This window comes from Tistlia sp. (assembly GCF_040905785.1).
Classification (GTDB): domain Bacteria; phylum Pseudomonadota; class Alphaproteobacteria; order Kiloniellales; family DSM-21159; genus Tistlia.
Genome location: NZ_JBBDQW010000016.1, coordinates 40,944 through 65,764, shown reverse-complemented (window position 1 = coordinate 65,764; position 24,821 = coordinate 40,944). Strand labels below are relative to the sequence as shown.

Here is a 24,821-nt window from a genome sequence, read left to right as displayed (position 1 = left end):
TTAGGCAACGGCCGAGGAGAAGAAGCATGCGAGCATTGCTCACCGCCGCCACCCTGGTGGCCTTCGTCGCCGTCGCCCTGCCGGCGGCCCTGGCCCAGCGCGACGCGCCGCGGCTGACCGGAAACGACCCCTTGCCCTCGTCGGCCTCGGTGCCCTCGCTCGCCGAGCCGGTGACCGACAGGGGCCGCCAGATGCGCAACTACCCGGAGCAGCCGCCGGTCATTCCGCACGACATCGAGGGCTACCAGCTGAGCCTGCAGACCAACACCTGCCTGACCTGCCATCGGCGCCAGTACGTCGAGGCCTCGGGGGCGCCGATGGTCTCGGTGACGCACTACCAGGACCGTGACGGGCAGATGCTCGCCGAGGTCTCCGGGCGCCGCTACTTCTGCACCCAGTGCCACGTCACGCAGAGCGGCGCCCAGCCGCTCGTCGAGAACCTCTTCATCGACATGCTCGAGTTCTCGGCGGGCCGGAAGTAGGCGATGCGCACGCTCAAGCGATACCTGTCCGCCTTCTGGCGCATCGCCTCGCGGCCCAGCGCCTACCTGCCCCTCGGGGTGCTGACGCTCGGCGGCTTCGTCTTCGGCGTGGTCTTCTGGGGCGGCTTCAACACCGTGCTCGAGGCGACCAACACCGAGGCCTTCTGCGTCACCTGCCACGAGATGTACGAGAACCCCTACCAGGAGCTGCAGCAGACGGTTCATTTCACGAACCGGACCGGCGTGCGCGCGACCTGCCCGGACTGCCACGTGCCGCACGAGTGGACGGACAAGATCGCCCGCAAGATGCAGGCCTCGAAGGAGGTCTGGGGACACATCTTCGGGACCATCTCGACCCAGGCGAAGTACCAGGATCACCGGCTGGTCATGGCCAAGCGGGAATGGAACCGGCTGAAGGCGAACGACAGCCACGAGTGCCGCAACTGCCACCGCGCCGAGGCCATGGACCTGGTCAAGCAGAACAGCCGCGCGGAGCGCATCCACCAGCAGTTCCTCTTCACCGGCGAGCGGACCTGCATCGACTGCCACAAGGGCATCGCCCACCGGCTGCCGGACATGAGCGACGTCGAGCCGGGCTGGACCGTCGAGCCCGGCCTGCAGGGCGACTCCTCGCTGTAGCCGGCCGGCGCCCGGGCCAGGCGAGCGCTCAGGCGACCGCTCAGGCGCCGACCCGCGGCGTCAGCAGCGCCCTTCCGTAGAGCAGGGCGAAGCCGCCGAAGGCGGCGATCCAGGCGGCGCCGGACAGGGCGAGCAGCGGCATCATGAGGTCGGGCAGCAGGGCCGCCGCCAGCCGCGTCGCCGCCGCCAGGGTGACGGCCAGGTAGAGCGCCGTCGTGCCGGCGCCGGCGGTCAGCGGCCGGCCGGTGTGGCCGAGGGTGGCGCGGGTCATGACCGCCAGCGTGATGCTGCCGATGGCGCCGGCGGTCAGGGCGTGGATCGCCATGCTCACGGGCACCAGCGCCGACCAGCGCGAGGCCGCCAGCAGCGCGAAGCCGACCGGCAGCCAGGCGTAGGCCAGGTGCAGGCTCCAGACCAGCGGCTCGGACAGGGTCGCCAGGCCGCGCCAGCGCGCCAGGCGCAGGGCCTGCAGCACCGCCGCGGCGAGGGCGGCCAGCGCCATGGCGTTGCTCTCGGGGAACAGCGTCCAGAAGAGGCCGGCCAGGCCCGTGGCGATCAGCGCCAGCTTGTCGAGCGGGCCGAAGGCGGCGGGCAGGGCGCTCGCGCCGCGCTTGGACAGCCAGTTGCGCGTGAAGCTGGGAATGATGCGGCCGCCGATCAGGCTGATCAGCAGCAGGATGACGGCGATGGCCAGGCGCCAGCCGAGCCCGGCGGGAAGCCCCTCCAGCAGGCCGGCCGCCTCGGCGTGCATCAGGCCGTTGGCCGCCAGCACCAGCGCCAGGGCGCCCGCCATCGGCAGGTTGCGCCAGTTGCTTCCGGCGACGATCTCGCGCAGCACGACAGCCAGCATCACGCCCAGGAAGGAGAGGTCGACCGCCGCCGCCGTCCCGACGCCGATCCAGCCCGAGGTCAGGCCGGCCAGGCGGCCGGCCAGCCAGAGCAGCGCCAGCCCGACCAGCGGCCAGCCCTGCAGCGGCATGCGGCCGGTCCAGTTCGGGATCGCGGTCAGCAGGAAGCCGGCCAGCGTCGCCGCGACGTAGCCGAACAGCATCTCGTGGACGTGCCAGGTCATGGGGTCGAGGGCGCTCGGCAGCACCAGGCTGCCCTGCAGCGCCAGCAGCCAGAGCAGCAGCGCCGCCGCCGCCCAGAGCGCGCTGCCCAGGAACAGGGGCCGGAAGCCCTCCTTGAACAGGGCCGGGCCGGCCCAGGGACGGTAGCGCGGCACGGCCTGGCGAATCGCGCTCATGCCGAAACCCCCTGCTCGGCGACTCGCTGCTCGGCGGGCTCGATGGCCGCCGCGAGGTCGCGGATCAGCACCTCGGGCTCGACGCCGTGCTCCTCCGCCGCCTCCGCGACGGTCATGAAGGGCGCCATCAGGCAGCCGGGGCAGGACATGCGGTGCCGGAGCAGGACCGGCACCGTCTGCGGCCAGCGGCGCATCATGTCGCCGACCACCATGTCGGGGAGCGCTTGGGGAAGGCCGTGGGGCATGGGGCGTGAATCCTTGGTCGAGGTTGTATCCGACAAGGTAGGGGCGCTGCGGGTGGCGCCTTTTGCTCTGGCGCAAATCCCGCAAGGTCCGGCTGCGCCCGCTCACGCTGCGCCGGCCGTCAAGGGCGGTCCAGCCGCTTTACAGTGCGGGGCACGGTTTCGAGGTCTCTCCCGCGTCGGCAGTGAGGAGTCTCGCCATCGGCGCGTTTCTTGCATGCTCTTTCTTGCCAGCGTCGCCCATGGCCCGTCCGGGGCCGCCGCCTGGCCGCCGGCTCGACCTCGCCGACGCGCGGACGGTTCGGACGGGCGAGCAGGGAGACGAGGCGATGAAGCGGGTCATCCGGCTGACGGCGGCCTTGGCCGTCCTGCTCCCCTTCGGCGGCGAGGCCGAGGCGGCCTACTGGAACCTCTTCAACTTCGAGGAGGAGACGGCCCAGCCGGCGGTCTACGCCACCTATGCGACGCTCCCGGACATGCTGACCGACAGCAACCGGACCGGCACCTTCGTTCCCGCCGGCGGCGCCGCGGCCGAGAACCTGGTCGGCAGCGGCTCGGACGGGACGAGCTACTGGAGCCTCTTCAACTTCGAGGGGGAGGCGGCCCAGCCGGCGGTCTACGTCACCTACACCGCGTTGACCGACATGCTGGGCGACAGCAACCGGGCCGGCGCTTTCGCTCCTGCCGGTGGCGCCGCGGCCGAGAACCTGGTCGGCAGCGGTTCGGACGGAACGACCTACTGGAGCCTCTTTAATTTCGAGGAAGAGGCAGCCCAGCCCGCGGTCTACGTCACCTACGCGACGCTCCTCGACATGCTGACCGACGATAACCGGACCGGCACCTTCGCTCCCGCCGGCGGCGCCGCGGCCGAGAACCTGGTCGGCAGCGGCTCGGACGGGACGAGCTACTGGAGCCTCTTCAACTTCGAGGGGGAAACGCTTCAGCCGGCGGTCTACGTCACCTACGCGACGCTGTCCGACATGCTGGGCGACAGCAACCGGACCGGCAGCTTTGTCCCGAGCGTGACCGGCGCCTCGGCCGCGAACGTGGTCGGCAGCGGCGCCTCGATCCTGCCGCCCGCCACGCCGGTCGCCGAGCCGGCGACCCTGGCCATGCTCGGCGCCGGTCTTGGAGGCTTGGCGCTCGGGCTGCGCCGGCGGCGCGCCGGTGGCGCCGCTGCCGTCACCCGCTAGCTCGCTGGGAAAGCCGGTTTAGGTAAGACGGCCCTCGCCGACCTTCACGCCTGCTCCGCGATCTCCACCAGCTTGTGCGGCTTGCGGATCACCAGGTGGCTGCTCCGCCGCGATTCCACGATGCCCTGCTGGTCCCAGGCGGAGAGCGTGCGGCTGACCGTGTGGAGGGTCGTCGCGGTCATCTCGGCCAGGTCCTGGCGGGAGACGGGGAAGGGGATCTCGACGCCGCCGCCCTCGCTGCGCCGGCCCGACTGGTGGGCGATGCGCATCAGGGTCGAGGCGATGCGCCGCTCGACCCGCTGGGTCGCGACCTCCTGGAGGCGTGCCTGCAGCTCCTCCAGGCGGCCGCCGATGACCCCGATGGCGTTGAGCGCGATCTTCGGGAAGCGCTCCATCAGGTCGGCCAGGCGCGGCGCGCTCCAGGACAGCACCAGGCAGTCCTCCAGCGCCACCGGCGTCGCCGGGAAGGGCACGCGCCGCAGCACCGCGACGGTGCCGATCAGGTCGCCCGGGCCCATGTAGCGCAGCACGACGTTCTGGCCGTCGGGCGTGGTCTGGTCGAGGCGGATCCGGCCCCAGCCGAGCACGTAGCCGTGAATCGCCTCCTCGCCCTGCTGGAACAGGGTCTCCTCCTTCTTGAGCGGCACCTCGTGCGCCTCGCGCGCCACGGTCCCGAGCTGCTCGTCGTCCAGGCCCGCGAAGAAGGGCACGCGCTGCAGCACGCTGATGCGGGCGGGAGTTTCCATGCTTATTCAACAGCCTCCGTCGTGTCTCGCCCCGGCGTCGGGCTCAATCGCGCCGCAATTGCTGCAGCGCAAATAGAACCCGGCCGAAGCCACTAGATATCTCCTTGTCGAATACGGACGACCCCCCGCGTCAAGGAGAAGCGAGATGACCAATCTCAAGCACACCCTGGTCGGTACGGTCAGCGCCCTGGCGCTGGTCGCCGGCCTGGGCCTTGGCGCCGACGCCACGAAAGCCGAACAGGCCCAGGACGCCGACGCCGGAGCCACCCTCGCCAACATCGTGCGCAACCCCGCCGACCTGCCCGGCCCGATCGCCCGCAGCGAGCCCGCCGTCGTCAAGGTCGCGCTCGAGACGGTCGAGCTGGAAGGCGCCCTGGCCGACGGCACCAGCTTCCGCTACTGGACCTTCAACCGCAAGGTGCCCGGGCCCTTCGTCCGGGTGCGGGTCGGCGACACCATCGAGGTCACGCTGACCAACGCCGAGGACAGCATGATGCTGCACTCGGTCGACTTCCACGCCGTGACCGGCCCGGGCGGCGGCGCCGTGGCGACCCAGACCATGCCGGGCGAGACCACCGCCTTCACCTTCAAGGCGCTCAACCCCGGCATCTACGTCTACCACTGCGCCACGCCGATGGTCGCCGACCACATCCAGGCCGGCATGTACGGCCTGATCCTGGTCGAGCCCGAGGAGGGGCTGCCGGCGGTCGACCGCGAGCTCTACGTCATGCAGGGCGAGATCTATACCGAGCAGCCCTTCGGCCAGCGCGGCGAGGCGGTGACGGACTACGAGAAGCTGCTCGACGAGAAGCCCGAGTACTACGTCTTCAACGGCGCCGCGGGCGGCCTGACCGGGCTCGACGCGATGCAGGCCAACGTCGGCGAGACCGTGCGCATCTACTTCGGCGTCGGCGGCCCGAACAAGACCTCGAGCTTCCACGTCATCGGCGAGGTCCTCGACAAGGTCTACGACTACGGCTCCCTGACCACCGCGGCGACGACCGACGTGCAGACCGTCAGCGTCGCCCCCGGCGGCGCCACGGTCGCCGAGCTGACCTTCGAGGTGCCGGGCCGCTACCTGCTCGTCGACCATGCGCTGTCCCGCCTCGAGCGCGGCCTGGTCGCCCAGATCGCGGTCGAGGGTCCCGACAACCCGGCGGTCTTCGACACCCTCGGTGCCGAGCTGGACCTGGCCGGCCACTGACCCCGCAAGCCGGCGGCCCCCGCGGCCGCCCCCTTCCAACCATCCCCTTCCGGTCGCACCCTCGGGCGCGGCCGGGTCCCACCCGAAAAGCTGGAGTACCCGAGATGTTTGCAAAGTTTGCCCCCGCCGTCGCCGCGACCGCCCTCCTGCTCGGCCTGACCGCCGGCACGGGCGCCGCCTTCGCAGCCGACCACGAAGTCCAGATGCTGAACCGCGGCGAGGCCGGGATGATGGTCTTCGAGCCGGCCTACCTCGAGGTTGCCCCCGGCGACACCGTGACCTTCGTGCCGACCGACGCCAGCCACAACGCCGAGACCATCGACGGCATGTTGCCCGCGGGCGCCGAGGCCTTCGTCGGCAAGATGAACAAGGCGGTCACTGTCACCTTCGAGACCGAGGGCGTCTACGGCTACAAGTGCAAGCCGCACCTGCCGATGGGCATGGTCGGCGTGGTCGTGGTCGGCGATCCCGCCGCCAACCTGGCCGAGGCCGGCGAGGCCAAGCTGCCGGGCAAGGCCAAGAAGGTCATGGCCGCGCTGCTCGGCGAGGCCGAGCAGCGGGTCGCCCAGGCCCAGTAGGCCCGGCTGCCCTTCCAAGCGACGTTCCGCAGCGGGCGTCCGGCGATCGTGATCGCCGGGCGCCCTGGGACGTTCCGCAACGGGCGTCCGGCGATCGTGATCGCCGGGCGCCCGTCCTGCGTTCGGCGCCCTCCGGTCAGTCGCCGAAGCGCGAGCCGGCGCCGTTGAAGGTCCGGCTCATGTAGTCCAGGAAGGCACGGGCCGGCGGCGCCAGGCGCGCGTCGCGGCGCCAGGCGACGCCGGCGTCCATCGAGGGCACGCGGTCCTCGAGGCTGCGCGTCTCGATGCGCTGGCCCTCCAGGGACCAGGGGCGGTAGACCATGTCCGAGAGGATGGTCACGCCCATGCCGGCGGCGACCATGGAGCGCACGGCCTCGACCGAGGAGGTGCGGAACACCTCCCTCGGCCGGTGCCGGGTCTGGTCCCAGTAGCGCTCCGCGGTGGTGGCCGCCTCGTCGACGGTCAGCATGATGTAGGGCTCGCGCGCGACCTGCTCGAGCGTGATGTGCTCGGCGCGCAGCAGCGGGTGCTCGAGCGACAGCCAGAGGTGGCGGCGCGAGCGGATCAGCGTCTCCGAGACCAGCGCCTCCAGGTTCTCCAGGTTCGAGGTCAGCAGCACCGCGAGGTCGAGCTCGCCGGCGATCAGCGCCCGCTCGATCTCGGCGCGCGGCGCCTCGCTCAGCACCAGCTCGACCTCGGGGAAGCTGCGCTGGAAGCGGTTCAGGTGGGAGGGCAGGAAATAGCCGGCCACGGTGTAGGTGACGCCGAGCTTGAGGCTGCCGGCGACGTCGCTGCGCGCGTCCTGGGAGGCGCGCGCCGCCTCGTCGACCGCGGTCAGGATGTTGCGCGCGTGCTGCAGGAAGCGGTGGCCCTGGTGGCTCAGCGAGACGCCGTTGGAGTGCCGCTCGAAGAGGCGCGCCTGCAGCCCGGCCTCGAGCTGCTTGATCGCCGCGGTCACCGCCGACTGCGAGACGTTGAGCTCGACCGCGGCCTGGGACACCTGCCCGGTGTCGGCGGCGGCGACGAAGTAGCGGATCTGCTTCAGCGAGAAGGCCATGGCGTCCGTTCCCGTCCGGTGACGTCTGGTTCGAGGGGGCGCGCATCCCTAGACTGCGGGCTTGTCGGTCGCGGCTGCCGGCGCCGACCGTCCGGAAGGGAGCCATCGTGGAGAGTGGGACCGAGGCAGCGGGGCAGGAGCGGCATCACGGCTTCTGCGCGCTCTGCCGTTCGCGCTGCGGCTGCATCAACGTCGTCGAGGACGGCCGGCTGGTCGCCGTCGAGCCCGACCCCGGCCACCCGACGGGCGAGCACCTCTGCGCCAAGGGCCGGGCGGCGCCGGAGCTGGTGCACCATCCCGACCGCCTGACCCGGCCGCTGCGCCGGACCAATCCCAAGGGCGCGGCCGACCCCGGCTGGCAGGAGATCGGCTGGGACGAGGCGCTCGGGGAGGTCGCGCGGCGCATGACCGCAATCGCCGCCGAGTCCGGCCCGGAGGCGGTGGCCTTCGCGATCACCACGCCGAGCGGCACCGCCATGTCGGACCACATCGACTGGGTCGAGCGGCTGGTCCGCGCCTTCGGCGCCAGCAACACGATCTACGCCACCGAGCTCTGCAACTGGCACAAGGACCATGCCCCGGTCTTCACCTTCGGCGAGGGCATCGGCGTGCCGGACTTCGAGCAGGCCGGCTGCCTGCTGATGTGGGGCCACAATCCGAGCACCGCCTGGCTGACCCATGCCCAGCGCCTGAACGCGGCGCGGGCGCGCGGGGCCAAGGTGATCGTCGTCGATCCGCGGCGCGCCGGCCCGGCGGTCAAGGCCGACCTCTGGCTGGCGCCCCATCCGGGCACCGACGGGGCGCTCGCCCTCGGCCTCGCCAACCGGCTGCTCGAGAGCGGGTGCTTCGACCGCGGCTTCCTCGAGGACTGGAGCAACGGCCCCTTCCTGGTGCGCGAGGACGACGGCCGCTTCCTGCGCCGCGGCGACAGCTATCTCTGCTGGGACGCGGAGCGGGGCCAGGCGGTCGCTCTGGAGGGGCGGCTGCCCTCGGCGCTCGGCGTGACGCCGGCCCTGGAGGGGCCGGTGACGGTCGAGGGCGTCGCCTGCCGGCCCGCCTTCGAGCATTACCGGCGGCTCTGCGCCGACTGGACGCCGGCCCGCACCGAGGCGGTCACCGGCGTGCCGGCCGCCCAGGTCGAGGCCGCGGCCGACCTGCTCTGGGAGGCGCGGCCGGCCGGCTACTACGCCTGGACCGGCGTCGGACAGCACGACAACGCGACCCAGACGGCGCGCGCCATGACGCTGCTCTACGCCCTGCTCGGCAGCTACGACGCGCCGGGCGGCAACCTGCAGCTGCCGGCGGTGCCGGCACCCGCGGTCGCCGGCAAGGACCTGGTCACGGAGCGCCAGCGGGCGCGGACGCTGGGTCTCGCCGAACGGCCGCTGGGGCCGGCGGCCGACGGCTGGGTCACGGCCGCCGACTTCTGCCGGGCGGTCGAGACCGGCGCGCCCTACCGGCCGCGCGCGCTCGTCGCCTTCGGCTCCAACCTGATGATCTCGCAGCCCGACCCGGTGCGCCTGCGCGCGGCCCTGCTGGCCCTCGAGTTCCACGTCCACACCGAGCTGTTCATGACGCCGACGGCGGAGCTCGCCGACCTCGTGCTGCCGGTCACCTCGGCCTGGGAGCACGAGGGGCTGCGGCTCGGCTTCGGGCGGCTGGTCGAGGGCGCCGAGCGGGTGCAGCTGCGCCGGCCGGTCGTAGCGCCGCCGGGTGAGGCGCGTTCCGATAGCGCGATCGCCTTCGAGCTGGCGGCGCGGCTCGGCCTCGAGAACCGCTTCTTCGGCGGCGATCCGGAGGCCGGCCTGCGCCACCGCCTCTCGGCCCTGGGCCTGACGCCCGAGGCCCTGCGCGCCCGGCCCGAGGGCATCGAGGTGGCACTCGACCAGCGCTACCGCAAGTACGCCGAGCCGCTCGGCGAGCGCCCGCGCGGCTTCGCCACCGAGACCGGCCGGGTCGAGATCTACTCCGAGTTGCTGCGGCGCCACGGCTACGACGCCGTCCCGGCCTTCGTCGCCTCGCGCGCCGCGCCGCGGACGGCCGAGGGCGAGGGCGCGGAGGAGGCCGACGCCTGGCCGCTGCTGCTGTCCTGCGCGAAGCTGCCGCAGTACTGCCACAGCCAGCACCGCAACCTGCCGAGCCTGCGCCGCGTCGCACCGGTGCCGCGCGCGGAGCTCAATCCGCAGACAGCGGCGGCCCACGGCATCGCCAAGGACGCCTGGCTGTGGATCGAGACCCCGGCGGCGCGCATCCGCCTGCGCGCCAGCTTCAACCCGCAGCTCCGGCCCGGCCTGGTCGTTGCGCAGTACGGCTGGTGGCTCAGCCAGGAGGGCGCGGAGGTGACCCGCCATCCGGCCTTCGGCGCCGGCAGCGTCAACTACAACGCGCTGCTCGCCGATCCGCCCTGCGACCCGATCTCCGGTGCGCCCAACCTGCGCAGCCAGGCCTGCCGCATCGCGCCCGCCGCCTGACTCAGGCGGACGCGGCGGCGAGGCAGCGGGCGAGCTCATGGGCAAGCGATATCAGTTTTCCTAATATCAGTCTCCATCATTTCCTATTTCACAATACCCCTCGCAACCGCAACGATAAGCCTCGGCAGCGAAGCAACAAGAACGACGCTGCGGGGGCTTTTCACGGGACGGCCGGCGCCGATGCCGGCCGGTGAACAGGGAGATGCGAGATGACAGCTTTCGCGATGACGAGAGGGCGCGGCCTTGCGCTCGTGACCACGCTGGCGGCCGGGGCCGGCTTCGCCGGCGGCGCGCTCGCCGAGGACTGGTACCCCTATTCGGTCGAGGTCTGGGACCCGCCCTTCGACATGGCGAGCCCGCGCACGACGGTCGACTACGAGCCGCTCGACAAGGCCTCCAAGGCCTGGGAGATCTGCGTCTCCTTCCCGCACATGAAGGACGCCTACTGGCTGGCCGTCGACTACGGCGTCGCCGAGGAGGCCAAGCGTCTGGGCGTCGGCATGACGCTCGCCGACGCCGGCGGCTACACCGAGCTCAACACCCAGATCTCGCAGATCGAGGACTGCGTCGAGGCCGGCGCCGACGCCGTGATCATCGGTGCGATCTCCTACGACGGCCTCAACAACCTGGTCTCGCAAGTGCGCGGCAAGGGCATCCCCGTGATCGACGTGATCAACGGAATCTCCTCGCCGGAGCTCTCGGCCAAGTCGCTGGTCTCCTTCGGCGAGATGGGCGCCAAGGCGGGCGAGTACGTCGCCGGCCTGCATCCGGCCGGCAGCGACCCGGTGAAGGTCGCCTGGTTCCCGGGCCCGGCCGGCGCCGGCTGGGTCGAGGCCGGCAACACCGGCTTCCTGGGCGCCATCGAGGGCAGCGCCGTCGAGGTCGTCGACACCAAATACGGCGACACCGGCAAGGAGGTGCAATCGAAGCTGGTCGAGGACACCCTGGAGGCCTATCCGGACCTCGACTACATCGTCGGCACGGCGGTGACCGCCGAGGCGGCGGTGCCGGTGCTGCGCTCGCGCGGCCTGTCCGACCAGATCAAGGTCGTCTCCTATTACTTCACGCCGGGCGTCTTCCAGGGCATCAAGCGCGGCCAGATCCTGGCGGCCCCGACCGACTCGACGGTGATTCAGGGCCGCATCGCCGTCGACCAGGCGGTGCGCATCCTCGAGGGCAAGGACTACGTCAAGCACGCGGGTCCCGCGCTCTACGTGATCACCGAGGAGAACATCGACTCCTTCGACCAGGCCGCGGCCCTGGCGCCGGACGGCTTCAGGCCGGTGTTCCGGGTCGGCGAGTAGTCGCTCTAGAACCGGCGGACTCTCGCTCGACCATGAGCCTGCAGACCGACCAGGAGGGCGGCCCGGGCGACCGGGCCGCCCGCCCGCCGGAGCCGGCGCCCGGCGAGCCGCTCCTGCTCGAGGTGAGGGGCGTCAGCCGGCGCTTTCCCGGCGTGCTGGCGCTCGACCGCGTCGACTTTGCGCTGCGGGCCGGCGAGGTCCACGTGCTGTTCGGCGAGAACGGCGCCGGCAAGTCGACCCTGATCTCGCTGCTCGCCGGCGCGCTCAAGCCGAGCGACGGCGAGATCCGCTTCCGCGGCGAGCCGGTCGAGCTCGGCTCGGTCCATCACGCCCGCGGCCTCGGCATCTCGGCGGTCTTCCAGGAGTTCTCCCTGGTGCCGCAGATGACCGTCGAGGAGAACCTCTTCCTCGGTGCCGAGAACACCCGCTTCGGGCTGCTCGACCGCGCCGCCCTGCATGCGCGCGCCGAGGAGATCCTGAAGCGGCTCGGCTTTCCGCTGCGTCCGCGCGACCGGGTCCTGCACCTGACCCGCGCCGAGCAGCAGATGGTCGAGATCGCCAAGGCCTTCCGCTCCGAGCTTTCGGTGCTGATCCTCGACGAGCCGACGGCCTCCTTGACCGAGCGCGAGACGGCGCAGCTGTTCGAGCTGATCGCGCAGATCAAGGCCGAGGGCGTCGGCGTCATCTACATCACGCACCGGCTCAGCGAGATCCGCCGCATCGGCGACCGCATCACCGTGCTGCGCGACGGTCGCTACGTCGACACGGTCGACGCCCAGACGACCTCGGAAGAGGACCTGGTCCGCCTGATGACCGGGCGCGTCTTCGAGGAGCTCTTCCCGAAGGTCGCCTTCCGCCCCGGCGTCGAGCTACTCTCGGTCGAGGGGCTGACGACGGCGAGCGGCAGCCTGCGCGACGCCTCCCTGTCGGTGCGCGCCGGCGAGATCGTCGGCCTTGCCGGCCTGGTCGGCTCCGGCAAGTCCGAGATCGCCCGCGCCTGCTTCGGCCTGGAGAAGATCGTCGGCGGCACGGTCCGCCTGAAGGGCGAGACGGTGACCGGCCTCGGCCCCCGCCAGATGCTCAGGCGCGGCTTCTTCTACGTGCCGCCGGACCGGCGCGAGGAGGGCCTGGTGATGATGCGCTCGGTGCGCGAGAACGTCGGGCTGGCGTCGCTCGGCCTGGCGCCCTTCAGCCGCGGCCCGCTGCTCGACCGCACCGGCGAGCGCGACCGGGTGCGCGAGCTCGCCGAGCAGCTCAACCTGCAGCCGCCGCACATCGAGCGCGTCGCCGGCGCCTTCTCGGGCGGCAACCAGCAGAAGGTCATGCTGGCCAAGTGCCTGACCCGCCCGGCCCAGGTCTTCGCCTTCGACGAGCCCACGGTCGGCGTCGACGTCGGCACGCGCGTCGCGATTTACGAGTTCATCCGCGACCTCTGCGAGGCCGGTGCCGGGATCCTGCTGATCTCCTCGGACCTGCCGGAGGTGCTGCACCTCAGCCACCGCGCCTACGTCTTCTACCGCGGCCGGGTGCAGGCCGAGCTGGCCGGCGAGGAGATCACCGAGGAGGCCGTGCTCGGCCACTTCTTCGAAAGGGACGCCGCCTGATGGCAGGAGGGGATTCGACGGAAAGGGAGGAGGCGCCGCGCCGCGACCCGATGCTGTGGCTGAAGCGGCTGTTCGTGCGCCTCGGCGTGCTGCCCTTCCTGCTGATCGTCGCGGTCGTCGTCTTCACGCTGATGTCGGACAACTTCCTGACCGGCCGCAACCTGATGAACGTGGTGCGGCAGTCGGTCTATCTCACCATCGTCTCGCTGGGCCAGATGTTCGCGCTGCTGACCGGCGGCTTCGACCTGTCGGTCGGCACGGTGCTGGCGCTCTCCTCCGTGGTCGGCGCCATGACCATGGCGACGGTCTACGGGGCGATGCCCGAGGCGCCGGCGCTGGCGATCGCGGCCGGGGTCCTGGCCGGCGTCCTGGCCGGCACGGCGATCGGCGTCGCCAACGGCATCGGCGTCGCGCTGTTCAACGTCTCGCCCTTCATCATGACCCTGGGCATGGCCTCGGTCGGCTTCGGCATCGCCCTGTTCCTGACCGGCGGCGTGCCGGTCTACGGCATGCCGGTGGCCTTCGGCGACGTCTTCGGCTTCGGCACCTGGTTCGGCATCGCGGTGCCGATCTACGTGACCGCGGCGCTGATCCTGCTGGTCTACCTGCTGGTCGCCTGGACGCCCTTCGGCCGCTGGCTCTACGCCGTCGGCGGAAACATCAAGGCTGCGCGCCTCTCCGGCATCGGCACCCGCACGGTGCTGTTCCTGACCTACGTCGTCGCCGCCCTGCTGGCGGCCGTCGGCGGCATGCTGCTGACCGCGCGCCTGGACACCGGGGAGGCCAACATCGGCGCTTCCATGCCCCTGGAATCGATCGCCGCCTGCGTCATCGCCGGCGTCTCGCTGCGCGGCGGCGTCGGCCGGGTCGAGAACGTCGTGCTCGGCGCGCTGTTCATCGGACTGGTGCAGAACGGCATGAACCTGGCGCGCATCGAATCCTATCTGCAGACCGTGGTGCTGGGCGCGCTGCTGATTCTGGCTGTGGTCGCCGACCAGATCCGGCTGCGCTACATCGCCGACCTGAAAGACTGACGGCAAACAAGGGCCGCCGTCGCCTGGCGGCAGAGCGGCCCCGCCAAAGGAGGAAACGAGATGCCGACGATGATCAACTGCGACATGGGCGAGAGCTTCGGGCTCTACCGCATGGGCGACGACGAGGGGATGATGCCGCTGATCACGGCCGCCAACGTCGCCTGCGGCTTCCACGCCTCCGACTTCAACCACATGCGCAAGACCGTGCGCCTGGCCAGGCAGCACGGCGTCAGGGTCGGCGCCCACCCCTCGCTGCCCGACCTGCAGGGCTTCGGCCGGCGCGAGATGAAGATCGAGCGCGAGGAGCTGGCGAACTGCCTGATCTACCAGGTCGGCGCGCTCAAGGGCTTCCTCGAGGCCGAGGGCATGACGCTGAACCACATCAAGCCGCACGGCGCGCTCTACGGCATGGCGGCGCGTCTGGAGCCGATCGCCCAGGCGGTCGCCGACGTCGCCGACATCTTCCGCGTGCCGCTCTACGGTATGGTCAATTGCCTGCACGAGGAGGTCTACAAGGCGCGCGGCCACCAGTTCGTCGGCGAGTACTACGCCGACCTGGAGTACGCCGACGACGGCGGCCTGCTGATCACCCGCGAGCACGAGGCGGTCGATCCCGAGCGCGCCGCCCAGCGCAGCTTGACCGCGATCAAGGAGGGCACCACGACCTCGGTCGGCGGCAAGACCGTGCGGGTCGGCAGCGACACCATCTGCGTGCACTCCGACACACCCAACGCCGTCGCCGTCGCGGCGCGAGTCCGCGAGACCGTGAAGCCCTACCTCGCCGCCGCCTGAGCGCCCGCGACCGCCGCACGCCCGCAAGACAGAACCAGCAGGAGGCAGACCATGGCCGACCAGATCATCTCGCCGCTCCCCGGCACTTTCTACCGGCGCCCGGCGCCCGACCAGCCGCCCTACAAGGAGGTCGGGGACAGCGTCGCCAAGGGCGACGTGGTCGGCCTGGTCGAGGTCATGAAGTCGTTCCACGAGGTCAAGTCGACGGTCGAGGGGCGGATCGCCGAGTTCCTCGTCGAGAACGAGGGGCCGGTCCAGGCCGGCCAGCGGCTCGCCACGCTCGAGGGCTGAGCCGCCGATGGCCATCGCCACCCTGCTGATCGCCAACCGCGGCGAGATCGCCGTCCGGATCGTGCGGGCGGCGCGCGAGCTGGGCATCCGCACGGTGCAGGCGCACAGCGCCGCCGACGCCGACTCGCTGGCGGTGCAGCTGGCCGACGCCGCCATCGAGATCGGGCCGGCGCCGGCCTCCAAGTCCTATCTCGACATCGGCGCGATCCTGGCGGCCGCGCGCGAGGCCGGCGCCGACGCGATCCACCCGGGCTACGGCTTCCTGGCCGAGAACGCCGCCTTCGCCGCGGCGGTCGAGGAGGCCGGCATCGTCTTCGTCGGGCCGAGCGCGGCGACGATCCGCCGGATGGGCGACAAGGTCGCGGCCCGCGAGGCGGCGATGGAGGCCGGGGTGCCGGTGGTGCCGGGCAGCCGCGGCCGGCTGGAGAGCGTCGAGGCGGCGCGCGGGATCCTGGCGGAAACCGGCTACCCGGTGCTGATCAAGGCCGCCGCCGGCGGCGGCGGCCGCGGCATCCGCATCGCCCACGACGAGCACGAGTTCGACAGGCTGTTCCACCAGGCCGGCGCCGAGGCCAAGGCCGCCTTCGGCGACGGCGGGCTCTACGTCGAGAAGGCGATTCCCCGGGCGCGCCACGTCGAGGTCCAGCTGCTCGGCGACGGCGAGCGGGTCGTGCACTGCTTCGAGCGCGAGTGCTCGCTGCAGCGCCGGCGCCAGAAGGTCTGGGAGGAGGCGCCGGCGATCGGCCTCGATCCGGCGGTCCGCGAACAGCTCTGCGCCGCCGCCGTGCGCCTGGCCGAGGCGGTCCGCTACCGCGGCGCCGGCACCGTCGAGTTCCTCTACGACGAGGACGGCGGGGACTTCTTCTTCATCGAGATGAACACGCGCATCCAGGTCGAGCATCCCGTGACCGAGTGCGTCACCGGCATCGACCTGATCGCCGAAATGCTGGCCATCGCCGGAGGCGCGCCGCTGTCGCTGCGCCAGGAGCAGATCGCGCTGTCGGGCCACGCCATCGAGGTGCGTATCAACGCCGAGGACCCGGCCAACGGCTTCATGCCCTTCCCCGGCCTCGTCTCGGACCTGCGCGTGCCCGGCGGGCCGGGCGTGCGCTTCGACAGCCTGCTCTACCCGGGCTACGCGATCCCGCCCTTCTACGACTCGCTGCTCGGCAAGCTGATCGTCTGGGCAGAGGACCGGCCGCGCGCGCTGGCCCGGCTCAGCCGGGCGCTCGGCGAGCTGCGGATCGAGGGCGTCAAGACCACGGCGCCGCTGCACCTGGCGCTCGCCGCCGACCCCGAGGTGCGGGCGGCGCGCTACCATACGCGCTGGCTCGAGGGCTGGCTGGAGACGAACGCGACCAAGTTGGGATCAGAAGAGGAGGGCGCCGGCTGATGAGAGAAGCACGCTACACCTTCGGCGGCGACGAGCACGTCTTCGTCGAGGTCGACGAGGAGATGTCGCTGGAGGCCTTCTTCAAGAGCCTCGCCATTACCGACGCGGTGCGCGAGTCGGGCATCAAGGGCGTCACCGAGATCTGTCCGGCGAACGCCTCCTTCCAGATCAAGTTCGACCCGGACGTGATCCGGCCAGACGACATGGTCGCCGAGCTGAAGAAGCTGGAGGCCGAGGCGGCGCGGCACGAGCCGAGCCTGGAGACCCGGGTCATCGAGGTGCCGGTCTTCTACCAGGACCCCTGGACCCACGAGACCCTGATGCGCTTCCGCGAGCGCCACCAGGACCCGAGCGGCACCGACCTGGACTACGCCGCCCGGATCAACGGCTTCGAATCGGTCGAGGCCTTCATCGCCGCGCATTCCGGCTCGCCCTGGTTCGTCTCCATGGTCGGCTTCGTCTCGGGGCTGCCGTTCCTCTACCAGACGGTCGAGCGCAAGCGGCAGATCCAGGTGCCGAAGTACCTCAGGCCGCGCACCGACACGCCGAAGCTGACGGTCGGCTACGGCGGCTGCTTCTCCTGCATCTACTCGGTGCGCGGCGCCGGCGGCTACCAGATGTTCGGGATCACGCCGATGCCGATCTTCGACCCGCAGCAGAAGCTCAACTACCTGCGCGACTTCATGGTCTTCTTCCGGCCCGGCGACCTGGTCAAGTTCCAGCCGATCGACAGGGACGGCTACGATGCCGCCCTCGAGGAGGTCGCCGCCGACCGCTTCGTGCCCAAGATCCGCAAGATCACCTTCGCGCTCGACGCCTTCAACCGCGACATCGAGGGCTACAACCGCAAGATCGAGGAGGTCCTCCATGCCAACTAAGGTCATCGCCGGCGGCCTCGCCACGACGATCCAGGACCTCGGCCGGCCGGGCTACTACCACCTCGGCATCCCGATCTCCGGCGCGATGGACCGCTACGCCCTGCGCGCCGCCAACCGGCTGGTCGGCAACGACGAGGGCGCGGCCGCCCTGGAGGCCGTCTTCATCGGCCCGGAGCTGGAGTTCACCGAGGACGCGCTGGTCGCCGTCACGGGGGCGGAGATGACGCCCCGGGTCGACGGCGAGGAGCAGGCGCCCTGGACCGCCTTCCCGGTCGCGGCCGGGCAGGTCCTCAGCTTCGACTTCCTGAAGAGCGGCGCGCGCGCCTATATCGCGATCTCGGGCGGCATCGACGTGCCGCTGGCGCTCGGCAGCCGCTCGACCTACGCGATCGGCGCGCTCGGCGGCTACGAGGGTCGCGCGATCCAGGCCGGCGACCTGCTGCCGCTCGGCGCGGCGGCCGGCGCCAAGGCCGGGCGCGCGCTGCCCGAGGCGCTGCGGCGCAAGCTTGGCGCCCCGGTCGAGCTGCGCGTGCTGCCGGGGCTCTACTGGCATCGCCTGGTCGAGGCCTCGCAGAAGAGCTTCTTCGACGACACCTGGAAGGTGGCGCCGGAGTGCGACCGCATGGGCTACCGCTTCCGCGACGGCCAGTCGCTGGACTTCGTCGAGCGCGAGCCGCCCTTCGGCGCCGGCTCCGACCCCTCCAACATCACCGACGCCTGCTACCCCTACGGCTCGGTGCAGGTACCGGGCGGCACCGAGCCGATCGTGCTGCACCGCGACGCGGTCTCGGGCGGCGGATACTTCATGCTCGGCACGGTGATCTCGGCCGACATGGACCTGATCGGCCAGATGCAGCCGCACACCCCGACGCGCTTCGTGAAGGTCGACATGGACCAGGCCCTGGCGGCCCGCCACGAGCGCCAGGCGCTGGTCGAGAAGATGCGCGCGGCCCTGGGCTAGGGCCACGCCGGATCGCGCTTCCCTCATGCCGTCATCCCCGCGAAGGCGGGGATCCATTGGGAAAGGCGGCATGTGCGGACGCTTCCTATGGATCCCCGCCTTCGCGGGGATGACGATGAGAGAACAGTCAAGGAGGCTCCTCGTGAGCGACAACACCACTACTCCCACCACCCTCGCCGGGGCCCTGTGGCCGGCGCGTGCCGACAACCGCCTGCTGCGCGGCCTGCTGCTGGCCGTTCTCGGCAGCGCCCTGCTGACGATCTCGGCCAAGATCCAGGTGCCCTTCTGGCCGGTGCCCATGACCCTGCAGACCGGCGTCGTGCTGCTGCTCGGCGCCGCTCTCGGCTGGCGCCTGGCCGCGGCCACCGTGCTGCTCTACCTCGCCCAGGGCGCCCTCGGCCTGCCGGTCTTCGCCGCCGGCGGGGGTGCCGCCTACCTGCTGGGACCGACCGGCGGCTACCTCGCCGGCTTCCTGGTCGCGGCCGTCGCGGTCGGCTGGCTGGTCGAGCGCGGCTGGAGCCGCAGCCTGGCGAGCAGCGCCCTGGCGATGCTGCTCGGCGACCTCCTGATCTTCGCCTGCGGCCTCGCCTGGCTGTCCGCCCTGGTCGGCTTCGAGGCGGCCGTCGCGGCCGGCCTGCTGCCCTTCCTCGCCGGCGAGGCGGTCAAGGTCGCGCTCGCCGCGGCCCTGCTGCCGGCCGCCTGGAAGCTGCTGAAGCGGCGCTGACGAGAAAAGGCCGGGCGCGGCGAGAACGCCGGCCCGGCCAGGGGGAGGGAGCCCGGGAGAACTCCTACAGCGTCCGGGCGACCGCCTCGACGGCGCCCTTGGCCGCCTCGACCACGGTGTCGGCCTCTTCGCGGGTCAGGCAGAGCGGCGGCGCGAAGCCCAGGATGTCGCCGTGCGGCATGGCGCGGGCGATGACGCCGCGCTCCAGGGTCGCCGCGGCGACCTTCGGGCCGACCTTGAGCGCCGGGTCGAAGAGCGTGCGGCTGTCCTTGTCGCGGGCGAACTCGACCGCCGCCAGCAGGCCGTCGCCACGGACCTCGCCGACGATCGGGTGGCTGGACAAGGCCTCCGAAAGCGACTTGCGGAAATAGGCGCCGACGCTGCCGGCGTTGTCGACCAGCCCCAGCTTGTCGATCAGCTGCAGGTTGGCGACGCCGGCGGCGGCGCACAGCGGGTGGGCCGAGTAGGTCCAGCCGTGGCCGATCGGGCCCAGCTGGTCGGAGCCCTGCTCCAGCACCTTCCACAGCTTCTCGCTGACGATCACCCCGGACAGCGGCGCGTAGGCGCTGGTCAGGCCCTTGGCGATGGTGATCAGGTCCGGCTCCATGCCGTAGTGGAGGCTGCCGAACATCGTGCCCAGGCGGCCGAAGCCGGTGACCACCTCGTCGGCGATCAGCAGGATGTCGTGCTTCCTCAGCACCGCCTGGATCTTCTGCCAGTAGGTCCGCGGCGGCGGCACGATGCCGCCGGTGCCGAGGATCGGCTCGCCGATGAAGGCGGCGATGGTGTCGGCGCCCTCTGCCTCGATCAGCGCCTCCAGGCGCTCGGCGCAGCGGGTCGCGAAGGCCTCCTCGTCGAGGCTGGGGTCGTCGCAGCGGAAGTGGTAGGGCGCCTCGGTGTGCAGGATCGGCGCGCGCGGCAGGTCGAAGGCATTATGGAACAGCTCGAGGCCGGTGAGGCTGCCGGTCATGATCCCGGAGCCGTGGTAGCCGCGCCAGCGCGAGATGATCTTCTTCTTCTCGGGCCGGCCGAGGATGTTGTTGATGTACCAGACCAGCTTGATCTGGGTCTCGTTGGCGTCGGAACCGGACAGGCCGAAGTAGACGTGGCTCATGTTCTCGGGCGCGCGCTCGATGATCATGCGCGCCAACGCGATCGAGGCCTCCGTCCCGTGGCCGGCGTAGGAGTGGTAGTAGGCCAGCTCCCGGGCCTGCTCGGCGATCGCCTCGGCGATCTCCTGGCGCCCGTAGCCGACGTTGACGCAGTAGAGCCCGGCGAAGGCGTCGAGGCTGCGCTTGCCGTCGCGGTCGACGATGTAGACGCCTTCGCCGCCGGTGACGATCCGGTTCGGCGACTCGCCGCGGGCATGGGCGCCCATCGCGGTCGAGGGATGGAAGAAGTGGTCGCGGTCCCAGGCGTCGAGGGTATCGCGGTTCTGCAGCATGACTTGGCTCCCGTTGGTGGTTTCGCCCTCACTCTCCCACGCTTCGCGTGGGCCCCTCCCTTTCCCCCGAGGGGCGAGGGAGGACCGGTGCCCGATGAAAGCCCTCGCCCCTCGGGGGAGAGGGCGCCGAGCGCGAGCGAGGCGGGTGAGGGGCGGATTTTCGCGGACGCGTCGGTGCTAGCCGACCTCCTCGCAGACGTACTTCAGCTCGGTGAAGGCCTCGATGCCGGCGCGGCCGCCCTCGCGGGCCAGGCCCGACTGCTTGACGCCGCCGAAGGGCACCGGCGCGCCGGTGACCTTGGTGCGGTTGACCGCGACCATGCCGTACTCCAGCTCCGGGACGAGGCGGGCGATCCGCGCCCGGTCGCCGCTGTGCAGGTAGGCGATCAGGCCATACTCCGTGGCGTTGGCCTTGGCGATCGCCTCGGCCTCGCTGTCGAAAGGCGCCAAGGCCGCGATCGGCCCGAAGGTCTCCTCGTTGAAGACCAGCGCCTCGTCGGGCACGTCGGCCAGCACCGTCGGCTCGAAGAAGCAGCCGCCCAGGTCGTGGCGCTTGCCGCCGGCCAGCAGCCGGGCGCCGCGGCCGACCGCGTCTTCGACCTGCTCGGCCATCTTGGCGACGGCGCGCTCGTGGATCAGCGGGCCGATCTCGACGCCCGGCTCCAGGCCGGCCCCGACCTTCAGGGTGCGGACCTGGTCGAGGAAGCGCGCGACGAAGGCCTGGTAGACCGGGCGCTCGACATAGATCCGGTTGGCCGCCAGGCAGTCCTGGCCGCTGGTCGCGAACTTGGCCGACAGGCAGCTCTCGACGGCGCGGTCGAGGTCGGCGTCGGCGAAGACCAGGAAGGGTGCGTGGCCGCCGAGCTCCAGGATCAGCTGCTTGACCGTCGGCGCGCACTGCCCGGCGAGCAGGCGGCCGATCTCGGTCGAGCCGGTGAAGGAGAGCGCGCGGACCCGGGTGTCGGCGCACCAGGCCGGGACGATCTCCGAGGCCGTGCCGGTGACGACGTTGAAGACGCCGGCCGGGAGCCCGGCGCGCTCGGCGAGCTCGGCCAGGGCGAGCGCCGAGAAGGGCGTCTCGGAGGAGGGGTGGACGACGACCGTGCAGCCGGCCGCCAGGGCCGCCGCGGCCTTGCGGGTGATCATGGCGGTCGGGAAGTTCCAGGGCGTCACCAGGGCCGCCACGCCGATCGCCTCGCGGCGCACCGAGGTCTCGGCGTTCGGCAGGTGGCTCGGCGCGGCCTCGGCGGAGAGGCGCGTCGCCTCCTCGGCGTACCAGGCGACGAAGGAGGCGGCGTAGTCGATCTCGCCCTCGGCCTCGGCGAGCGGCTTGCCCTGCTCGGCGACCATCAGCAGCGCGAGGTCGCGCCGGGCAGCCACGATCAGGTCGTACCAGGCGCGCAGATGCGCCGCCCGCTCCTTGGCGAGCGCCCGCCGCCAGGCCGGAAAGGCGTCCTGGGCCGCCGCGACGGCGGCCGTCGCGGCCGCCGCGCCGAGCAGCGGCACGCGGCCGACGAGGCTGCCGTCGGCCGGATTGCGGACGTCGAGGGCCCGGGCGTCCTCGGCCGCCGTCCAGCGCCCGCCGACGTAGGACAGCTCGCGGAACAGTCGGCGGTCGACGAGCTCCGGCAGCCCGGCGCCCTGCGCTGGATTGCTCGCCTGAGTGCCGACGGTGCGGAGGGTCGCGGTCGCGCTCTGGGCCATGGTCGTACCTCGGGTTCAGGGGAGTTTCGGGCGGGGGCGTTCAGTGTGGAGCCGGTCCCCAGGCTAGGGCAAAGGCCGCCGAAAGTGCCGCTGAACTGGCCGGCCGGCGCCGAAGGAACGGCTGGCGAAGCGCCGCCCGGCAGCGGGATCTTCTGTCTCGAGCGGCTGCGCCGTCCGGTGCTCGCCGTCGGGAGGGGTGACCGCCGCCCCGGGATCGGTGAAGATCGCCGAGCGCCGGGTCCCGGTACGGGCGCCTCGGGGCGGCGGCGGCAGGATCGGCAGCCCGATCGGAAGCCCTGATGAAGCTCTTCTACTCGCGGAATTCGCCCTACGCGCGGATCGCCCGGATCGCGGCGCTGGAAAGCGGCCGAACCGACATAGAGATGGTCCGCGTCCAGAACCGTGCGCCGGACAGCCCGCTGCTGGCCTACAGCCCGGTCTGCCGCGTGCCGACCCTCGTGGACGGGGAGCTGGTGCTCGGCGAGGCCGCCAACGTCTGGCGCTATCTCCGAAGCCTGTCGGACTCCGGGCGCCCGGAGCGCCGCGGCTGGCCCGAGGTCGCCTTCGAGTCCATGGCGCTGGGCTTTCTCGAGGGCATCGCCGCCTGGGTCCGGGAGCACCGCCGCGAGCCGGCCGAGCGCTCGGCCTTCCTGATCGAGATCGAGCGCCGCCGCGCCGGCCGCTGCCTCGCCTATTTCGACCAGCGGGTCGAGGCCGGCGCAGCTGCGCCATGGGATCTGGCGCAGGTGGCCCTTGTCTGCGGCCTCGATCTCATGGACCACTACCGGCTTGTCGAGGAGTGGGAGGTCGACCACCATCGCCTCTTCGCTTGGCTGGACGAGCAGCGGAGACGGCCGGCCGCAAAGGCCACGCGGCCCGCCGACTGAGCGCGGCCGCGATGGCGGGGACGAGGGAGGCGGGATGACGGAGATGGGAAGAAGCGCCGCGCTGGACGGCATCGCCGGAGAGCTAGTCGGCCTGCTCGGCAGCGGCCGGCAGATCCGGCCCTTCAGCCAGCGCGAAGGCGGGCTGGGACTCGCTGACGCCTACCGCGTGACGGACCGGGTCCGGCGGCTGCGAATGGCGCGCGGCGAGACCCCCGTCGGCCGCAAGATCGGCTTCACCAACCGCACGATCTGGGATGAGTACGGCGTCCACGCACCGATCTGGGGACCGGTCTACGACAGCACGGTCCGGGATCTCGCGGCGGTCGCGGGGGGCTTCGCCCTGGCCGGCCTGGCGGAGCCGCGCCTGGAGCCGGAGATCGTGCTGGGACTCGCGAGAGCGCCCGAGCCGGGCATGGACGAGGCGGCGCTTCTCGGCTGCCTCGAATGGGTCGCCCACGGCTTCGAGATCGTGCAGTCGGTCTTTCCCGGCTGGGTTTTCGCGCCCGCCGACACGGTTGCCGCCTTCGGCCTGCACGGCGCGCTGCTGGTCGGTCCGCGCCGCCCGGTGCCGGCGGCCGGGCAGGGCGCGTGGCTGGCCAGCCTTGCGGGCTTCGAGATCGAGCTCTGGCGCGACGGGGCGCTGATGGATCGCGGCCGTGCCGCCAACGTCCTCGACGGCCCGCTGTCGGCCCTGCGTCACCTGGTCGGATTGCTCGCCGAGGATCCGGTGAACCCGCCGCTCGCCGCCGGCGAGCTGGTCACCACCGGCACCCTGACCCGCGCCCTGCCGATCGCCCCCGGCGAGCGCTGGCAGACCCGGCTGAGCGGCATCGCGCTGGAGGCCATCGAGGTCCGCTTCGCGTGACTGGCGTGATAGGGCAGGGGGCCTCGGTCAGGCCGCCGGCGGGCCCTTGAGCTCGATGCTGTTGCCCTCCGGGTCCTCCAGGTAGAGCGACGGGCCCTCGCCCTCGGCTCCGTAGCGGCTGACGACCTCCCCGGGCTCGAGGCCGTGCGCGCGCAGATGCGCCGTCAGGGCGGCGGCGTCGAAAGGCTCGATGCGCAGGCAGAAATGGTCGAGGTTGCGGGCCTCGGCGCCGGGCGCCGCGCCGCCGGCCCGTCCGAGCGGGCCGGCGACGTCGACCAGGTCGATGAGCGCGCGCCCGGCGCGCAGTTGGGTCAGGCCGATGGCTTCCTGGACCTTCTCGAGGCTGCAGCCCAGGACCTCGCAATAGAAGCGCTTCAGGCGCTCGGGCTCGCGCGCCCGCAGCACGATGTGGTCGAGCCCCAGGATCCTCCCCGGCATCCCCGTCCCTAACATCCCCGTCCCTGGCATCCCCGTCCCTGGCATCCCCGTCATGTCCGTCTCCTTATCGCCGCCAGCCGCCATCCGCGCCGGCGCCCATTCTCCAGGGATCGGCCGGCGGGGCAAGGTCGCGCGGGCGGGGCGGGCCGGCCGGCGGGCTCGGCCGACTCGAGGCCTACGCGATTTCGCTTGCAACCAGGGGCGCGATGCCCTTTACTCTTTTTTGAGATTCGGCCGAACGACTTGGCCTCGCCGCGACAAGCGCGCCAGACTGACGACCTTCCGAACAATCTCGATCGTATGGGCTGCGAATGGCGCGGCTTGACTACACTCGTATCTAAAGGAATCTCCCATGAGCACGGGAACTGTGAAGTGGTTCAATAGCCAGAAGGGCTTCGGTTTCATCCAGCCCGACGACGGCTCCAAGGACGTCTTCGTTCACATCAGCGCCGTCGAGCGCGCTGGCATGAGCGGCCTCAACGAGGGCCAGAAGATCTCCTACGACATCGTCGCGGACAGCCGTAGCGGCAAGTCCTCGGCCGAGAACCTGCGCTCCGCCTAAGCGGCTGCGCAGAAAGCCCTGCCGCTCCGACCGGGTCCGCCCGGACGAGCGAAGGTCTGAAGAGCCCCGCGACCGGTCCTCC

Annotated in this window: 25 protein-coding genes; 18 read left to right on the top strand and 7 right to left on the bottom strand. The window is 71.7% G+C overall.

Going from position 1 to position 24,821, the window contains the following annotated elements; genetic code table 11:
* Nucleotides 1-26 precede the first annotated feature (26 nt).
* Nucleotides 27-482 carry a nitrate reductase cytochrome c-type subunit gene (locus WD341_RS04445; protein WP_368424221.1) on the top strand — a complete coding sequence of 152 codons (456 nt, stop codon included), beginning with the start codon at nucleotides 27-29 and terminating at the stop codon, nucleotides 480-482.
* Nucleotides 483-485: 3 nt separating this feature from the next.
* Nucleotides 486-1,121, top strand: a complete 636-nt coding sequence (locus WD341_RS04440) for a NapC/NirT family cytochrome c (RefSeq protein WP_368424220.1) — start codon at nucleotides 486-488, stop codon at nucleotides 1,119-1,121.
* 40 nt (nucleotides 1,122-1,161) lie between these two features.
* Here the strand turns inward: WD341_RS04440 and WD341_RS04435 are convergent, their stop codons facing one another.
* The gene (locus WD341_RS04435) at nucleotides 1,162-2,367 is read right to left on the bottom strand and encodes an NnrS family protein (RefSeq protein ID WP_368424219.1); all 1,206 of its coding nucleotides are present in this window, start codon (nucleotides 2,365-2,367) and stop codon (nucleotides 1,162-1,164) included.
* Entirely contained in the window at nucleotides 2,364-2,612 is a 249-nt protein-coding gene (locus WD341_RS04430; protein ID WP_368424218.1) for a DUF1858 domain-containing protein, read from the bottom strand. Before WD341_RS04430 ends, WD341_RS04435 begins: the two co-directional genes overlap by 4 nt.
* A 326-nt stretch (nucleotides 2,613-2,938) precedes the next feature.
* On the opposite strand from WD341_RS04430, the gene WD341_RS04425 reads away from it, so the two are divergent.
* A complete protein-coding gene (locus WD341_RS04425; RefSeq protein WP_368424217.1) occupies nucleotides 2,939-3,802 on the top strand; it encodes a PEP-CTERM sorting domain-containing protein in 864 nt (287 codons plus the stop codon).
* 44 nt (nucleotides 3,803-3,846) lie between these two features.
* Here the strand turns inward: WD341_RS04425 and WD341_RS04420 are convergent, their stop codons facing one another.
* Nucleotides 3,847-4,548: a Crp/Fnr family transcriptional regulator gene (locus WD341_RS04420; protein ID WP_368424216.1), complete on the bottom strand. Its 702-nt coding sequence runs from the start codon at nucleotides 4,546-4,548 to the stop codon at nucleotides 3,847-3,849.
* A 145-nt stretch (nucleotides 4,549-4,693) separates the two neighbouring features.
* Between WD341_RS04420 and nirK the strand changes: the two genes are divergently transcribed.
* A complete protein-coding gene (gene nirK, locus WD341_RS04415) occupies nucleotides 4,694-5,752 on the top strand; it encodes a copper-containing nitrite reductase (protein ID WP_368424215.1) in 1,059 nt (352 codons plus the stop codon).
* Nucleotides 5,753-5,856: 104 nt separating this feature from the next.
* Nucleotides 5,857-6,330 carry a pseudoazurin gene (locus WD341_RS04410; RefSeq protein WP_368424214.1) on the top strand — a complete coding sequence of 158 codons (474 nt, stop codon included), beginning with the start codon at nucleotides 5,857-5,859 and terminating at the stop codon, nucleotides 6,328-6,330.
* A 136-nt stretch (nucleotides 6,331-6,466) separates the two neighbouring features.
* Here the strand turns inward: WD341_RS04410 and WD341_RS04405 are convergent, their stop codons facing one another.
* On the bottom strand, nucleotides 6,467-7,387 hold the full coding sequence (locus WD341_RS04405; protein WP_368424213.1) for a LysR family transcriptional regulator: 921 nt from the start codon (nucleotides 7,385-7,387) through the stop codon (nucleotides 6,467-6,469).
* Between the two features lie 107 nt (nucleotides 7,388-7,494).
* On the opposite strand from WD341_RS04405, the gene WD341_RS04400 reads away from it, so the two are divergent.
* The 10 genes from WD341_RS04400 (at nucleotide 7,495) to WD341_RS04355 (ending at nucleotide 18,839) form a co-directional block, all read left to right on the top strand.
* Nucleotides 7,495-9,858 carry a molybdopterin-dependent oxidoreductase gene (locus WD341_RS04400; protein ID WP_368424212.1) on the top strand — a complete coding sequence of 788 codons (2,364 nt, stop codon included), beginning with the start codon at nucleotides 7,495-7,497 and terminating at the stop codon, nucleotides 9,856-9,858.
* A 209-nt stretch (nucleotides 9,859-10,067) separates the two neighbouring features.
* A complete protein-coding gene (gene torT / locus WD341_RS04395) occupies nucleotides 10,068-11,162 on the top strand; it encodes a TMAO reductase system periplasmic protein TorT (RefSeq protein ID WP_368424211.1) in 1,095 nt (364 codons plus the stop codon).
* A 32-nt stretch (nucleotides 11,163-11,194) separates the two neighbouring features.
* A complete protein-coding gene (locus WD341_RS04390; protein WP_368424210.1) occupies nucleotides 11,195-12,766 on the top strand; it encodes a sugar ABC transporter ATP-binding protein in 1,572 nt (523 codons plus the stop codon).
* Complete coding sequence (locus tag WD341_RS04385) at nucleotides 12,766-13,800, top strand: ABC transporter permease (RefSeq protein WP_368424209.1); 1,035 nt, start codon at nucleotides 12,766-12,768, stop codon at nucleotides 13,798-13,800. The genes WD341_RS04390 and WD341_RS04385 overlap by 1 nt, the downstream gene beginning before the upstream one ends.
* A 60-nt stretch (nucleotides 13,801-13,860) precedes the next feature.
* A complete protein-coding gene (locus WD341_RS04380; protein ID WP_368424208.1) occupies nucleotides 13,861-14,592 on the top strand; it encodes a LamB/YcsF family protein in 732 nt (243 codons plus the stop codon).
* A gap of 51 nt (nucleotides 14,593-14,643) precedes the next feature.
* Nucleotides 14,644-14,883, top strand: coding sequence for an acetyl-CoA carboxylase (locus WD341_RS04375; protein WP_368424207.1), 240 nt, complete (start codon nucleotides 14,644-14,646; stop codon nucleotides 14,881-14,883).
* A 7-nt stretch (nucleotides 14,884-14,890) separates the two neighbouring features.
* On the top strand, nucleotides 14,891-16,276 hold the full coding sequence (locus WD341_RS04370; protein WP_368424206.1) for an acetyl-CoA carboxylase biotin carboxylase subunit: 1,386 nt from the start codon (nucleotides 14,891-14,893) through the stop codon (nucleotides 16,274-16,276).
* A complete protein-coding gene (locus WD341_RS04365) occupies nucleotides 16,276-17,154 on the top strand; it encodes an allophanate hydrolase subunit 1 (protein WP_368424205.1) in 879 nt (292 codons plus the stop codon). Before WD341_RS04370 ends, WD341_RS04365 begins: the two co-directional genes overlap by 1 nt.
* Nucleotides 17,144-18,115 (top strand): biotin-dependent carboxyltransferase family protein, encoded by a 972-nt coding sequence (locus WD341_RS04360; RefSeq protein ID WP_368424204.1) that lies wholly within the window; start codon nucleotides 17,144-17,146, stop codon nucleotides 18,113-18,115. The genes WD341_RS04365 and WD341_RS04360 overlap by 11 nt, the downstream gene beginning before the upstream one ends.
* 142 nt (nucleotides 18,116-18,257) lie before the next feature.
* Nucleotides 18,258-18,839, top strand: coding sequence for a biotin transporter BioY (locus tag WD341_RS04355; RefSeq protein ID WP_368424203.1), 582 nt, complete (start codon nucleotides 18,258-18,260; stop codon nucleotides 18,837-18,839).
* Between the two features lie 64 nt (nucleotides 18,840-18,903).
* Here the strand turns inward: WD341_RS04355 and WD341_RS04350 are convergent, their stop codons facing one another.
* The gene (locus WD341_RS04350; protein WP_368424202.1) at nucleotides 18,904-20,283 is read right to left on the bottom strand and encodes an aspartate aminotransferase family protein; all 1,380 of its coding nucleotides are present in this window, start codon (nucleotides 20,281-20,283) and stop codon (nucleotides 18,904-18,906) included.
* Nucleotides 20,284-20,460: 177 nt separating this feature from the next.
* Nucleotides 20,461-21,987 (bottom strand): NAD-dependent succinate-semialdehyde dehydrogenase, encoded by a 1,527-nt coding sequence (locus tag WD341_RS04345; protein WP_368424201.1) that lies wholly within the window; start codon nucleotides 21,985-21,987, stop codon nucleotides 20,461-20,463.
* 299 nt (nucleotides 21,988-22,286) lie between these two features.
* Between WD341_RS04345 and WD341_RS04340 the strand changes: the two genes are divergently transcribed.
* Both WD341_RS04340 and WD341_RS04335 read left to right on the top strand, forming a co-directional pair.
* On the top strand, nucleotides 22,287-22,874 hold the full coding sequence (locus WD341_RS04340; protein ID WP_368424200.1) for a glutathione S-transferase family protein: 588 nt from the start codon (nucleotides 22,287-22,289) through the stop codon (nucleotides 22,872-22,874).
* Between the two features lie 43 nt (nucleotides 22,875-22,917).
* The gene (locus WD341_RS04335) at nucleotides 22,918-23,739 is read left to right on the top strand and encodes a 2-keto-4-pentenoate hydratase (protein WP_368424199.1); all 822 of its coding nucleotides are present in this window, start codon (nucleotides 22,918-22,920) and stop codon (nucleotides 23,737-23,739) included.
* A 27-nt stretch (nucleotides 23,740-23,766) separates the two neighbouring features.
* Here the strand turns inward: WD341_RS04335 and WD341_RS04330 are convergent, their stop codons facing one another.
* A complete protein-coding gene (locus tag WD341_RS04330; protein ID WP_368424198.1) occupies nucleotides 23,767-24,177 on the bottom strand; it encodes a VOC family protein in 411 nt (136 codons plus the stop codon).
* Nucleotides 24,178-24,529: 352 nt separating this feature from the next.
* Between WD341_RS04330 and WD341_RS04325 the strand changes: the two genes are divergently transcribed.
* On the top strand, nucleotides 24,530-24,739 hold the full coding sequence (locus WD341_RS04325; protein ID WP_368424197.1) for a cold-shock protein: 210 nt from the start codon (nucleotides 24,530-24,532) through the stop codon (nucleotides 24,737-24,739).
* The last annotated feature ends 82 nt before the right edge of the window (nucleotides 24,740-24,821 follow it).

Excerpts from the sequence above, each read along its gene's own strand:
- WD341_RS04390 (WP_368424210.1), top strand. The coding sequence starts at position 11,195 with ATGAGCCTGCAGACCGACCAGGAGGGCGGCCCGGGCGACCGGGCCGCC.
- WD341_RS04330 (WP_368424198.1), bottom strand. The coding sequence starts at position 24,177 with ATGCCGGGGAGGATCCTGGGGCTCGACCACATCGTGCTGCGGGCGCGC.
- WD341_RS04375 (WP_368424207.1), top strand. The coding sequence starts at position 14,644 with ATGGCCGACCAGATCATCTCGCCGCTCCCCGGCACTTTCTACCGGCGC.
- WD341_RS04340 (WP_368424200.1), top strand. The coding sequence starts at position 22,287 with ATGAAGCTCTTCTACTCGCGGAATTCGCCCTACGCGCGGATCGCCCGG.
- WD341_RS04370 (WP_368424206.1), top strand. The coding sequence starts at position 14,891 with ATGGCCATCGCCACCCTGCTGATCGCCAACCGCGGCGAGATCGCCGTC.
- WD341_RS04410 (WP_368424214.1), top strand. The coding sequence starts at position 5,857 with ATGTTTGCAAAGTTTGCCCCCGCCGTCGCCGCGACCGCCCTCCTGCTC.
- WD341_RS04405 (WP_368424213.1), bottom strand. The coding sequence starts at position 7,387 with ATGGCCTTCTCGCTGAAGCAGATCCGCTACTTCGTCGCCGCCGCCGAC.
- WD341_RS04430 (WP_368424218.1), bottom strand. The coding sequence starts at position 2,612 with ATGCCCCACGGCCTTCCCCAAGCGCTCCCCGACATGGTGGTCGGCGAC.
- WD341_RS04350 (WP_368424202.1), bottom strand. The coding sequence starts at position 20,283 with ATGCTGCAGAACCGCGATACCCTCGACGCCTGGGACCGCGACCACTTC.
- torT (WP_368424211.1), top strand. The coding sequence starts at position 10,068 with ATGACAGCTTTCGCGATGACGAGAGGGCGCGGCCTTGCGCTCGTGACC.
- WD341_RS04365 (WP_368424205.1), top strand. The coding sequence starts at position 16,276 with ATGAGAGAAGCACGCTACACCTTCGGCGGCGACGAGCACGTCTTCGTC.
- WD341_RS04420 (WP_368424216.1), bottom strand. The coding sequence starts at position 4,548 with ATGGAAACTCCCGCCCGCATCAGCGTGCTGCAGCGCGTGCCCTTCTTC.
- nirK (WP_368424215.1), top strand. The coding sequence starts at position 4,694 with ATGACCAATCTCAAGCACACCCTGGTCGGTACGGTCAGCGCCCTGGCG.
- WD341_RS04385 (WP_368424209.1), top strand. The coding sequence starts at position 12,766 with ATGGCAGGAGGGGATTCGACGGAAAGGGAGGAGGCGCCGCGCCGCGAC.
- WD341_RS04440 (WP_368424220.1), top strand. The coding sequence starts at position 486 with ATGCGCACGCTCAAGCGATACCTGTCCGCCTTCTGGCGCATCGCCTCG.
- WD341_RS04345 (WP_368424201.1), bottom strand. The coding sequence starts at position 21,987 with ATGGCCCAGAGCGCGACCGCGACCCTCCGCACCGTCGGCACTCAGGCG.
- WD341_RS04360 (WP_368424204.1), top strand. The coding sequence starts at position 17,144 with ATGCCAACTAAGGTCATCGCCGGCGGCCTCGCCACGACGATCCAGGAC.
- WD341_RS04325 (WP_368424197.1), top strand. The coding sequence starts at position 24,530 with ATGAGCACGGGAACTGTGAAGTGGTTCAATAGCCAGAAGGGCTTCGGT.
- WD341_RS04425 (WP_368424217.1), top strand. The coding sequence starts at position 2,939 with ATGAAGCGGGTCATCCGGCTGACGGCGGCCTTGGCCGTCCTGCTCCCC.
- WD341_RS04335 (WP_368424199.1), top strand. The coding sequence starts at position 22,918 with ATGGGAAGAAGCGCCGCGCTGGACGGCATCGCCGGAGAGCTAGTCGGC.
- WD341_RS04380 (WP_368424208.1), top strand. The coding sequence starts at position 13,861 with ATGCCGACGATGATCAACTGCGACATGGGCGAGAGCTTCGGGCTCTAC.
- WD341_RS04445 (WP_368424221.1), top strand. The coding sequence starts at position 27 with ATGCGAGCATTGCTCACCGCCGCCACCCTGGTGGCCTTCGTCGCCGTC.
- WD341_RS04435 (WP_368424219.1), bottom strand. The coding sequence starts at position 2,367 with ATGAGCGCGATTCGCCAGGCCGTGCCGCGCTACCGTCCCTGGGCCGGC.